At 74.3% G+C, this 12,896-nt stretch carries 2 protein-coding genes; one reads left to right on the top strand and one right to left on the bottom strand.

Annotation, left to right across the window (positions count from 1 at the left end; genetic code table 11):
- Positions 1-68 precede the first annotated feature (68 nt).
- Positions 69-740 carry a PIG-L deacetylase family protein gene (locus tag ACIQ6Y_RS05550; protein WP_404033277.1) on the bottom strand — a complete coding sequence of 224 codons (672 nt, stop codon included), beginning with the start codon at positions 738-740 and terminating at the stop codon, positions 69-71.
- Positions 741-1,281: 541 nt separating this feature from the next.
- Between ACIQ6Y_RS05550 and ACIQ6Y_RS05545 the strand changes: the two genes are divergently transcribed.
- Positions 1,282-12,879, top strand: coding sequence for an SDR family NAD(P)-dependent oxidoreductase (locus ACIQ6Y_RS05545; RefSeq protein ID WP_404033274.1), 11,598 nt, complete (start codon positions 1,282-1,284; stop codon positions 12,877-12,879).
- Positions 12,880-12,896: the final 17 nt, after the last annotated feature.

Below are 12,896 nucleotides of genomic sequence, written 5' to 3'. Positions count from 1 at the left end.
GTGGCCTTGGCTGTTCCGGCCGGAAGGAATTCGGGAAATTCGGAAGAAAGCAGTTCTTCTGCGGCCGGCTAGAGCACGGCCCTGAGCACTTCGAAGGCCTCGGCATACTCGGTGCAGACCTGCGAACCGCGGTACTCGGCGAGAGCGCGGACCCCGCGCTCACTGCGGGAGTTGGGCCAGTTCTCCACCTCGGCGCCGTACGCTCGCAGCGCCTCCAGCTTGCGCTCCAGGTGCTCGGCCTCCAGCGGCTGCCAGCAGTTGGGGCGGAACGTCGGCATGCCCGACGCCTCACCGCAGTCGGTCGCCGAGCGCACCTCGAAACAGCGCACCTCGCGGACGCTGCCCCGGCCCGGCCGACCGGCCACCCGGGCCGCCCGGCTGACGATCTGGTGGTCCAGACTCAGATCGCTCGTGCTCGTGGTGAACACGGCGTCCGGCTCGAACTCCCGCACCTCCTGCTCGAAGGCCCGGTTGAGCTCCAACTGGCCCACCGTGTCCAGCCGGTTGTCCCCGTACTGGTGGACGGTGACACGCTCGATCCCGAGGATCTTCGCGGCCGCCTCGATCGCGGAGGAGCGGGGCGTCGCATTCAGCCCGTCCCTGGACCGGGATCCGTCGTCGTTGGTGAGGACGCACAGGCTGATCCGCACCCCCTCGTCGGCGAGCTTCGCGATCGTGCCGCCGGCGCCGAGGGTCTCGTCGTCGCCATGGGCGACGGCGATCAGCAACCTCCGCATCATTCTCCGCATCGGTTTCCTTCTCGTGTGTGGCAGCCGGTGGGCCGCCCAGGACCACGAAGGACCTGAATCGAATGATTCATTCATGGCCGCGATCGGTGATTGAAGCTCTCAGTGAGCGCAGCGCGTAGTCAACCCCTAGCGATTCACCGCTATTGCCGCCCGCGGGCGCCTCGCACAAAAAGGTGCGAACTACAGGGCGAGCGGCGGTGGCGTCGTTTTCAGGGGATAGCAGCGTGTCACCGCCCCGGGCTCCCCGGTAACCCCTAAAGTGCCGGACCGCCCATCCAGCCCCGCCGACCGGCTCTTGCGCGGTCGATACGGGAATCGGCCGGGGCGGCCGCACTGAGGGGTGCCACAAGCCCGGCTAGGGGTACGGACCGCGCGGCGCCGCTCGTAAAGTGTCGCCATTGGAGCCGCCCCGGGGTTCGCCGGAATTCACGCAATCGGGCCCGGGTGACGGGAGTTATGAGTTCCGTCCGGGAAATACGGCGGGCGCTGTGAGCCGGCCCGCTACGGTCGAAGACGTAGGGGTTACCTGAGCATGTCTGAATCGCGACTGGTCGACGCATTGCGCGCGTCGTTGAAAGAGGCCGATCGGCTCCGTGAGCAGAACAAACGCCTCACTGAGGCGAACAGCGAGCCGATAGCGATCATCGCCATGTCCTGCCGATTCCCCGGCGGGGTGCGCACACCCGAGGACCTGTGGCGAGTCCTGACCGAGGGCCGGGACGTCATCGGCCCGTTCCCCACCGACCGCGGCTGGGATCTGGAGCGGCTCTACGACCCGACCGGAGAGCGGCCGGGCTCCACGTATGTCCGCGAGGGCGGATTCCTGCACGACGCCGCAGACTTCGATGCCGACTTCTTCGGCATCGCCCCCCGCGACGCCCTCCTCATGGACCCCCAGCAGCGCCTCCTCCTGGAGACCTCCTGGGAGGCCTTCGAGCGCGCCGGCATCCCGCCGCGCTCCGCCAAGGGCACACCCGTCGGGGTGTTCACCGGCGTCATGTACCACAACTACCCGGGCAGCTACGGCTCGTCCGCCCCGATGTCGGGCCGGCTCTCCTACACCCTCGGCCTCGAAGGCCCGTCGGTGACCGTGGACACCGCCTGCTCGTCCTCCCTGGTCACCGTGCACCTCGCGGCGCAGGCCCTGCGCAACGGCGAGTGCACCCTGGCCCTGGCCGGCGGCGTCACCGTGATGTCCAGCCCGCGCACCTTCGTCGAGTTCAGCCTCGACGGCAACCTCTCCCGCGACGGCCGCTGCCGGCCCTTCGCCGAGTCCGCCGACGGCACCTCCTGGTCCGAGGGCGTCGGCGTGCTGCTCCTGGAGCGGCTCTCCGACGCCCGCCGCAACGGCCACCAGGTGCTGGCCGTCGTGCGCGGCTCGGCCGTCAACCAGGACGGCGCCACCAACGGCATCGCCGCACCCAGCGGCCCCGCCCAGCAGCGCGTCATCCGCCGCGCCCTGGCCGCCGCCCGCCTCACCCCCGACCAGATCGACGTGGTCGAGGCGCACGGCTCCTCCACCGAGCTCGGCGACCCCATCGAGGCGGACGCGCTGCTCGCCACGTACGGCAAGGAGCGCCCCGCCGACCGCCCCCAGTGGCTCGGCTCGGTCAAGTCCAACCTGGGCCACACCCAGGGCGCCGCGGGCGTCGCCGGCATCCTCAAGATGGTGCTGTCGATGCGGAACGGCGTGCTGCCCAAGAGCCTGCACGTCGACAGCCCCAGCAAGCACGTCGACTGGTCGCAGGGCGCGATCTCCCTGCTCACCGAGAACGTCGACTGGACCACCCTCGACGGCGCACCCCGCCGCGCGGGCGTCTCCTCCTTCGGCCTCAGCGGCACCAACGCGCACGTCATCCTCGAAGAGGCCCCCCAGGAGGCAGAGCCCGAGCAGGCGCCCGCCCGCCCCGGCCTGGTCCCCTGGGTGCTGTCCGGCCGCGACGAGGACTCCCTGCGCCGCCAGGCCGCCCACCTGCTGGAGCACGTACAGCGGCACCCCGAGGCGGACCCGCTCGCCCTCGGCCGGGCGCTGGCCACCACCCGCTCCCACCTGGAGCACCGGGCCGCGTTCGCCGGAGCCGACCGCGACGAACTGCTCACCGCGCTCGCCGGGCTGGCCGAGGGCAAACCCGCCGGCATCGAGCAGGGCGTGGTGCGCGGCGAGAGCCGCTCGACCGCCTTCCTGTTCCCCGGCGGCGGCGCCCAGCGCGTCGGCATGGGACGCGAACTGTCCGCCGCCGAGCCGGTGTTCGCGGCCGCGCTGGACGAGGTGTGCGCCGAGCTGGACAAGCACCTCGACCGGCCGCTGCGCCCGCTGATCGACGGCGACGCCGAGGCCCTGGACCGCGTCGGCCACGCCCAGGTGGCCCTGTTCGCCGTCGAGGTGGCGCTGTTCCGGCTGATGGAGTCCTACGGCATCCGCCCCGACCTGCTCGCCGGACACTCCACCGGCGAACTCGCCGTCGCCCACCTCAGCGGCATCCTCTCCCTCGCCGACGCCGCCGAACTCGTCGCCGCACGCGGCCGGTTGATGCAGGCGCTGCCCGACGGCGGCGCCATGGTCGCCGTCAACGCCACCGAGGACACGGTCCGCCCGCTGCTCACCGAAGGCGTGGGCATCGCTGCGATCAACAGCCCCGACTCCGTGGTGATCTCCGGCAACGCCGACGAAGTCGCTGCCCTGGAGCGGGTGTTCGCCGAGCAGGGCCGCCGCACCAAGCGACTGCGGGTCAGCCACGCCGCCCACTCGCCGCTGATGCGGCCCATGGTGGAGGAGTTCCGGGCCGTCGCCGAGCGGATGGACTTCCGGCCCGCCCGTATCGCCGTCATGTCCACCGTCACCGGCCGCCTCGCCGGCGAGGACGACCTGCGCACCCCCGACTACTGGGTGCGCCACCTGCTGGGAACCGTCCGCTTCCGCGACGCGGTCGACGGGCTGCGCGCCGAGGGCGTCAACCGGTTCGTCGAGATCGGCCCCGACAACGTCCTGGCGGGCATGGCCCAGAACTGCCTCGCCGACGCCAAGGACAACCCGGCCGTCGTCCCCCTGCTGCGCCGCGGCCGGCCCGAGGAGGCGTCCTTCGCCACCGCCCTCGCCCAGCTGCACGTGCGCGGCGTCGAGCCCGACTGGAGCGCGTACTTCGACGCCCGCGGCGCCCGCACCGCCGAGCTGCCCACCTACGCCTTCCAGGGCACCCGCTACTGGCTCCAGGCCCGCGCCGACGGTGACGCCGCCTCCCTCGGCGTGGACGCCGCGACCCACCCGCTGCTGGGCGCCGCCACCGTCCTCGCCGGCAGCGACGGCCTGGTCCTGACCGGCCGGCTGTCCACCGCCACCCACCCGTGGCTCGCCGACCACGCCGTCGGCGACACGGTCCTGCTGCCCGGCACCGCCTTCGTCGACCTGGCGATGCACGCCGGCGAACAGACCGGCACCCCGCTCGTGCGGGAACTGTCCCTGCACGCCCCGCTGGTGCTGCCGCCCGAGGGCGCGATCCGCATCCAGCTGACCGTCGGCGCCGCCGACGACCGGGGCGTGCGCACCATCGACGTCCACTCCCGCCCCGAGGACGACTCCGGGCAGCTGCCCTGGACCCACCACGCCACCGGCCTGCTCGCCCCCACCGGGGCCGCGGCCGCCGTGGCCCCCCTCACCGCCTGGCCGCCCGTCGGCGCCGAAGCCGTCGACCTGGACGGCATGTACGACGAACTCGCCGAGCACGGCTCGCACTACGGGCCGCTGTTCCGCGGGCTGCGCGCCGGCTGGCGCCTGTCCGGCGAGGTGTACGCCGACGTGGCCCTGCCCGACAACGCGCAGGCCACCGCGGAGGACTTCGGGCTGCACCCGGCGGTGTTCGACGCGGCCCTGCACGCCATCGGCCTCCTCGACGCGGACACCGGCTCCGACGACGGCACCGTCACCCTGCCCTACGCCTTCACCGACGTGGAGCTGCACGCCTCCGGAGCCGCGGCCGTCCGGGTCCGGGTACGGCAGACCGGCGAGCCCGCCGGCACCGGGCGGACCGTCGCCCTGGACCTGTTCGACGTCACCGGGCAGCCCGTCGCCACGGTCGGCGCGCTGATGCTGCGCCCGGTCTCCGAGGAGCAACTGGCCGCCGCGGGCCGCCCCGCGACCGGCATCGCGAGCAACGCCCTGTTCGGCGTCGAGTGGGTGCCCGCCGCCCTTCCGGCCGCCCCGGCCGAGCTGCGCGTGGCCGCCTTCGACGACCTGGCGTCCCTCGACTCCGCCCCGGACGCCGTCCTGCTCCGGCTGACCGGCGGCCCCGACGCCGACGCGGCCCGCGCCGCGACCCACCGCGCGCTGGACGCCGTCCACACCTGGCTCGCCGAGTCCCGCTTCCCCGACGCCCGCCTGGTCGTACTCACCCAGGGCGCGGTGGGCCTGCCCGGCGAGGACGTCACCGACCTCGGCGCCGCCGCCGTGCACGGCCTGGTCCGCACCGCGCAGACCGAGGAGCCCGGCCGGTTCCTGCTGGTCGACACCGACGCGCCCGAGGACGTGCCCGCACTGCTGCCCGCCCTGCTGGCGCTGGGCGAGCCGTCCGTCGCCGTACGCGCCGGCAGCGCCCGCGTCCCGCGCCTGACCCGCGCCACGGTCGAGGCCGTCGACACGCACGTGTGGGACACCGACGCCCCGGTGCTGGTCACCGGCGGCACCGGAGCGCTGGGCCGGCTCGTCGCCCGCCACCTCGCCGAGACCCATGGCGTACGACGGCTGCTGCTGGTCAGCCGCAGCGGACCCGGCGCACCGGGCGCCCACGAGCTGGTCACCGAGCTGGCCGCGCTGGGCGCCGACGCCGAGATCGTCGCCTGCGACCTCGGCGACCGCCGTACCGCCGAGGCACTGCTCGACGGCCGCCCGCTCGGCGCCGTGGTGCACTCCGCGGGCGTCCTCGACGACGGCATGCTCGCCTCCCTCACCCCCGAGCGCCTCGACACCGTGCTGCGGCCCAAGGCGGACGCCGCCTGGAACCTGCACGAGCTCACCCGGGACAAGGACCTGACGGCGTTCGTGCTGTTCTCCTCCGCCGCGGGCGTCCTCGGCGCCCCCGGCCAGGCCAACTACGCCGCCGCCAACGCCTTCCTCGACGCCCTCGCCGGCCACCGGCGCGCCCAGGGCCTGCCCGCCCAGTCGCTGGCCTGGGGCCAGTGGGCGCAGGACACCGGCATGGCGGGCGTCCTCGCCGACCCCGGCCACCAGGGCCCCGCCCGCACCGGCCTGCCCGCCCTCACCGAGGCCGAGGGCCTCGCCCTGCTGGACGCCGCCACCACCTCGGCCGACCCGTTCCTGGTCCCGCTCAAGCTGGACCTGCCCGCACTGCGCCGCTCGCCCGCGGGCAGCGCCGAGCTGCTGCGCGGCCTCGTCGGCACCCCCCGCCGCGCCGCCGCGAGCGCGCCCCGCACCTCCAGTGCGGCCGACCCGCGGCTCGCCACCTGGCTGCGGATGCCCGAGCCCGAGCGCCGGGCCGCGCTGCTCGACCTGGTCCTCGGCCATGTCGTCGACGTCCTCGGCCACGGCTCGCGCGAACTCATCGACCCGGAGCGGGCGTTCAAGGACCTCGGCTTCGACTCGCTGACCGCGGTGGAGCTGCGCAACCGGCTCAGCGCCGACACCGGTGCCCAGCTCGCGAGCACCCTGGTCTTCGACCACCCCACCGCCAACGCCCTGACCGCCCACCTCTACGACACGATGTTCACGGGCGTCGCGGACCCGGCGTCCACGGCACCGTCGTACGACTCCCTCCTGGAGACCGTGATCGGGCACGTCGCCGATGTCCTCGGCCACGGCTCGCGTGAACTCATCGATCCGGAGCGGGCGTTCAAGGACCTGGGCTTCGACTCGCTGACGGCGGTGGAGCTGCGCAACCGGATCGGCGCCGACACCGGCGCCCAGCTCGCGAGCACGTTGGTCTTCGACCACCCCACCGCGAGCGCGCTCACCACGCACCTGTACGAGACGCTGTACGGCTCGCTCACGGCGGCCGGGCCCGCCGCGCCCGCGGTGTCCGCGGCATCGGTCGCGGACGACCCGATCGTCATCGTCGGCATGGCCTGCCGCTTCCCCGGCGAGGTCACCACGCCCGAGCAGCTGTGGGAGCTGGTCTGGGAGGGCCGGGACGCGTTCACCGAGTTCCCGTCCGACCGGTCCTGGGACATGGACTACTGGCTGGGGCTGCTCGACGAGTCCAAGACCACGCCGCTCGGCGGGTTCGTGTCCTCCACGCCCGACTTCGACGCCGCCTTCTTCGGGATCGGTCCCAACGAGGCGATCATGATGGACCCGCAGCAGCGCCTGCTGATGGAGACCACCTGGGAGGCGCTGGAGCGGGCCGGCATCGACCCGCTGTCCCTCAAGGGCAGCACCACCGGCGTGTTCGCCGGGGCGATGCAGACCACGTACGACACCGGACCGCTCAGCGCGCTGGAGTCGCACAGCCAGTACATCGGCACCGGCGGCCTCAGCTCGATGGTGTCCGGCCGGATCGCCTACAGCTACGGCTTCGAGGGACCTGCCGTCACCGTCGACACCGCCTGCTCCTCCTCGCTGGTCGCCCTGCACCTGGCCGCGCAGGCCCTGCGCAACGGCGACTGCGAGCTGGCCCTGGCCGGCGGTGTCACCGCGCTGGTGAACGCCGAGCCGTTCGCCCAGTACATGGACGGCACCGCGGGCGACGGCCGCTGCAAGGCCTACTCCGACTCCGCCGACGGCGTCGGCTGGGGCGAGGGCGTCGGCCTGGTCGTCCTGGAGCGGCTCTCCGCCGCACGCCGAAACGGCCACCAGGTGCTGGCCGTCGTGCGCGGCTCCGCCGTCAACTCCGACGGCGCCTCCAACGGCCCCACCGCCCCCAACGGCCCCTCGCAGGAACGCGTCATCCGCAAGGCGCTCGCCGCCGCCGGACTGGACACCACCGACATCGACGCCGTCGAGGGCCACGGCACCGGCACCACCCTCGGCGACCCGATCGAGGCGAACGCCCTGCTCGCCACCTACGGCCAGGACCGGCCCGCCGACCGGCCGCTGTGGCTGGGCTCCGTGAAGTCCAACTTCGGGCACACCCAGGCCGCCGCCGGTGTCGCCGGGGTCATCAAGATGGTCGAGGCGATCCGCCACGGCGGGCTCCCGCTGACCCGGTACGCCGACGAGCCGACCACCCAGGTCGACTGGACGACCGGAAACGTCAGGCTGCTCGCCGAGTCCATGCAGTGGCCCGACCACGGCCGGCCGCGCCGCGCCGGTGTCTCCTCCTTCGGGCTGAGCGGCACCAACGCCCACGTCATCCTGGAGCAGGCCCCGGAGCAGCCCACCGAGCAGCTTCAGGTGCCCGACCGCGCCCCCGACGGCCACGCCGTGCCGTGGGTGCTGACCGCCCGCACCGCCGAGGCGCTGCCCGACCAGGCCGCGCGGCTGCGCGCCCACCTCGCCGAGCACCCGGACACCGACCCGCGCGACATCGCGCTGTCGCTGGCCCTGCGCGAGCCGCGCTTCGCCCAGCGGGCGGCCGTCGTCGGCGCCACCACCGAGGAACTCGACACCGCGCTCGCCGCGCTCGCGGCCGGCGAGGAGTCGCCCGCGGTGGTGACCGGCACCGCCGAACGCGGCGGGCCCGTCGCCTTCGTCTTCCCCGGCAACGGCAGCCAGCGCCCCGGCATGGGACGCGAACTGTACGAGGCGTTCCCGGTGTTCGCCGCCGCCTTCGACGAGGTGTGCGCCGAGTTCGACGAGTACCTGGACCGGCCGCTGCGCGAGGTGATGTTCGCCGAACCCGGCTCCGTGACCGGGCAGCTCCTCGGCCAGGTCGCCTTCGGACAGGCCGCCCAGTTCACCATGGGCGTGGCCCTGGCCCGGCTGCTGGAGTCCTGGCGGATACGCCCCGACCACCTGATGGGCCACTCCGGCGGCGAGGTCATCGCCGCGCACGTCTCCGGGGTGTTCACCCTCGCCGACGCCGTCCGCTTCACCTGCGAGCGCAGCCAGCTGCTCCAGGAGATCCCGGCCGAGGGCGCGATGGTCGTCGTGGAGGCCGACGAGGAGGAGGTGCTGCCGCTGCTCACCGAGCGCATCGGCATCGCCGCCCTCAACGGCCCCCGCACGGTCGTGGTGTCCGGCGACGCCGACGAGGTGGAGCAGGTCGCCGAGCACTTCCGCGCCGAGGGCCGGCGCACCAAGCGGCTGCCGATCCCGCGCGCCGGACACTCCCCGCTCCTCGAACCCCTGGTCGACGACCTGCGCGAGGCCGCCGCCGACCTCGCCCACGACACCCCGAGGGTGCCGATCGTCTCCACCGTCACCGGCACGCCCGTCACCGGCGAACAGCTCGCCGACCCCGAGCACTGGGTCGCCAACTGCCGCCGCACCGTGCGCTTCCTGGACGCCGTACGCGCCCTGGAGGCCGCGGGCGTGGCCCGCTACATCGACCTCAGCGCCGACGGCGCCCTCAGCGGCATGATCTCCACCTGCCTGGGCGGCGACGCCCAGGAGTCCGCGGTCGTGCCCGTGCTCCGCAAGGACGTGCCCGAGGACATCGCGGCCTGCCTGGCGGCCGGGCGCCTGTTCACCGACGGCTATCCCGTCGAGCCGGACCGGCTGCTGACCGGCCGGGGCGCGGCGCGCACCGAGCTGCCGCCGTACGCCTTCCACCGCAGGCGCTACTGGCCCGACGTCGACATGGCGGCGGTCCGGCAGAGCGGCGGGATGGCGTCGACCGGCGTCGAGGCCACCGAGCACCCGCTGCTCGGCTCGGCCGTCGAACTGGCCGGCACCGGCGAGATCGTCCTCAGCGGACGCCTGTCCCTGGGCACCCACCGCTGGCTCGCCGACCACGCCTTCGGCGAGACCGTCCTCTTCCCCGGCGCCGGGTTCGTCGAACTCGCCGTCCGGGCGGGCGACGAGGCCGGCTGCCACCACCTGGAGGACCTCACCCTGGAGGCCCCGCTGCTGCTGCCCCGGCACGGCAAGGTCCTCGTCCAGGCCGTCGTGGGCGGCGCCGACGACTCCGGCGCCCGCCCGGTCAGCGTCCACTCCCGCCCCGACACCGGCCCCGGCAACGACACCCCGTGGACCCGGCACGCCACCGGCCTGCTCACCACCGACGGCGCCCCCGAGCCCGACGGCCTCACCCAGTGGCCGCCGCCCGGCGCCGACAGCGTCGACATCACCGACCTGTACGACGGGTTCGCCGAGGCCGGCTTCCGCTACGGCCCCTCCTTCCGCGGACTGCGCGCGGTGTGGCGGCACGCGGACGAGGTGTACGCCGAGGTCGTCCTGGACGCCGACACCGCCCGCGCCGCCGACAAGTTCGGGCTGCACCCCGCCGCCCTGGACGCGGCGATCCAGGCGGTCGGCCTCGCCGAGGCCGTCGACGTCGAGTCGGGCATGCCGTTCGCCTGGTCGGGCGTCGACCTGTACGCCACCGGCGCGACCCGGCTGCGGGTGAGGGTCACCCCGACCCGCGGTGACGCCGTGAGCGTGCTGATCGCCGACCAGGCCGGTGACCCGGTGGCCTCCGTGGAGTCCCTGGTGATCCGCCCGGCCGGCCTCCTCGAGAGCGGCCCGGCACCCCGGCACGACCTGCTGTTCGGCTGGAGCTGGCCGCAGGTGCGCACCACCGCCACGGCCGCGCCCGGCACCTGGGCGCTGCTCACCGGCGCCTCCGACGGACTCGCCCGCGAACTGGCGTCCGCCGGACTGCCGTTGGCCGCCGAGGGCGACCTCGCCCGGCTCGCCGCCGGGACGCCCGGCGCGGACGTGGTCGTCCTGGACGCCACCGCCCTCGCGGCGGACACCCCGGCCGGACCGGACGCCGTGCACAGCGCGGTCCAGCAGGCGCTGACCGTCGTACAGCAGTGGCTGCACTCCCGTGAGTTCGCCGATGCCCGGCTGCTCGTGCTGACCCGGGGCGCGGTCGCCGTCGGCGACGAGGACGTCACCGACCTCGCCGGGGCCGCCGTACGGGGCCTGGTGCGTTCCGCGCAGTCCGAGAACCCCGACCGGTTCGTGCTGGTCGACACCGACGGCAGCGCCGCCTCGCTGCGGGCGCTGGCCGCGGCGGTGGCCGGCGGGGAGCCGCAGACCGTCCTGCGCGACGGGGCCGTGCACGCGGGCCGGCTGGTGCGCACCGGCGCCGGACACGCCGCCGACCGGATCGCCTTCGACCCGGCCGGCACCACTCTGGTCACCGGCGCCTCCGGCTCGGTGGGCCGGCTGCTCACCCGGCATCTGGTCACCGAGCTCGGCGCCCGCAGGCTGCTGCTGCTCGGCCGCCGCGGCGCGGGCGCCGAGCAGGTGGCCGAGCTGACCGACCTGGGCGCCGAGGTCACTGCCGTCGCCTGCGACGCCGCCGACCGGGAGGCGCTGGCCGCCGCGCTCGACGCGATCGGCGAGGAGCACCCGCTGACCGCGGTCGTGCACCTGGCCGCCGTCGTCGACGACGCGACCGTCACCTCCCTCGACGCGGACAAGGTCACCGCCGTGCTGCGGCCCAAGGCGGACGCTGCCTGGAACCTGCACGAGCTGACCCGGGACAAGGAGCTGAGCGCGTTCGTGCTGTTCTCCTCGGTCGCCGGCGTCCTCGGCAACCCCGGGCAGGGCAACTACGCCGCCGCCAACAGCTACCTGGACGCCCTCGCCGCCCACCGGCGCGCCCACGGGCTGCCCGCGCAGTCGCTGGCCTGGGGCCTGTGGGAGACCACCGCGACCGGCCCCGACGCGGTCACCGGCATCGACGCGGACTCCCTCGGCCGCGCCGGGATGACCGGCCTGTCCGACGCGGAGGCGCTGAAGCTGTTCGACGTCGCCGTCGCCCGCGGTGAGGCGTTGCTCATCCCGATGGCGGTCGCCCAGGCCGCACCGGACGGCGGGGCCGTGCCGCACGCCTTCCGCGCCCTGGTCGCGCCCGCCCGCCGCACCGCGTCCCGTACGACCGCCTCGGACGTGTCCGCGCTGCGCCGCAGGCTCGCCGGGCAGAGCCGGGAGCAGCTCGGCAAGACCCTGCTGGAACTGGTCCTGGAGCACGCCGGAACCCTGCTCGGCTACGGCGACAGCGAGACCATCGAGCCCGAACGGCACTTCCTGGAGTCCGGGTTCGACTCGCTGACCGCGGTGGAGCTGCGCAACCGGCTGGGCGCGGCGACCGGACTGCGGCTGGCCCCCACCGTGGTGTTCGACCACCGCACCCCGGCCGGACTCGCCGCCCACCTCACGGACGAACTCGGCACCGTCGACAGCGCCCCGCAGACCGCCTCGGAGGGCGGCGACGGGGAGTCGGTGCCCGAGCTGTTCCGCGAGATGGTCCGGGCCGGCCGCGTCCAGGAGGGGCTCGGCATGCTCCAGTGGGTCGCCAAGATCCGCCCCTCCTTCACCTCGCGCGCCGACATCGACCGGCTGCCCGACGTGGTCCGGCTCTCGGACGGCGAGCAGGCCCCGCACCTGGTGTGCCTGTGCACCCCGGCCGCGATGGGCGGCGTCTACCAGTACGCGAAGATCGCCGCCCAGTTCCAGGGCAGCCACAAGGTCTCCGTGATCGCCATGCCGGGCTTCGGCGCCGGCGAGCAACTGCCCGAGACCGCCGACGCCGTGCTCGACGTCCTCGCCGCCACGGTCACCAAGACCGTCGGCGACGCGCCGTACGCACTGCTCGGCCACTCCGGCGGCGGACTGTTCGCGCACGCCGTCGCCGCACGGATCGCCCGCGAGCACCGGGCCCCGGTCGGCGCGGTCATGCTCGACACCTACCCGGTGTCCGGCGACGCGATGTTCCAGAGCTTCGCCGCCGAGGTCGCCATCGGCGCCCTCGCCCGGGAGGTGTGGGCGGGTCAGCTCGGCAACAAGACCTCGCTGAGCGCCATGGCCCGGTACGTGACCCTCATGCCCGAGATCGAGGTCACCGGCATCGCCACACCGACGCTGCTGCTGCACGCCACCGACCGGTTCCACACGGCCGAGAGCACCGAAGGCGCCGACGGCGCCGCGGAGCCGGACGTCAGCTGGCGTTCTTCCTGGGCGCACGCCGACAAGGAACTCGTCATCCCCGGCGACCACTTCAGCATCGTCGAGGAGCACGCGGACACCACCGCCGAGGCTCTTCGCACCTGGCTCGACTCCCTGAGCTGAGCACCACTGCCACGGCT

This window comes from Streptomyces sp. NPDC096205, from assembly GCF_044763135.1.
Taxonomy (GTDB): Bacteria; Actinomycetota; Actinomycetes; order Streptomycetales; family Streptomycetaceae; genus Streptomyces.
The sequence above is the reverse complement of the archived record's forward strand: the minus strand, read 5'-3'. Positions and strand labels throughout refer to the sequence as shown.

Bases quoted from the DNA above. Each gene is read 5' to 3' on its own strand.
- ACIQ6Y_RS05550 (WP_404033277.1), bottom strand. From the start codon at position 740: ATGATGCGGAGGTTGCTGATCGCCGTCGCCCATGGCGACGACGAGACC.
- ACIQ6Y_RS05545 (WP_404033274.1), top strand. From the start codon at position 1,282: ATGTCTGAATCGCGACTGGTCGACGCATTGCGCGCGTCGTTGAAAGAG.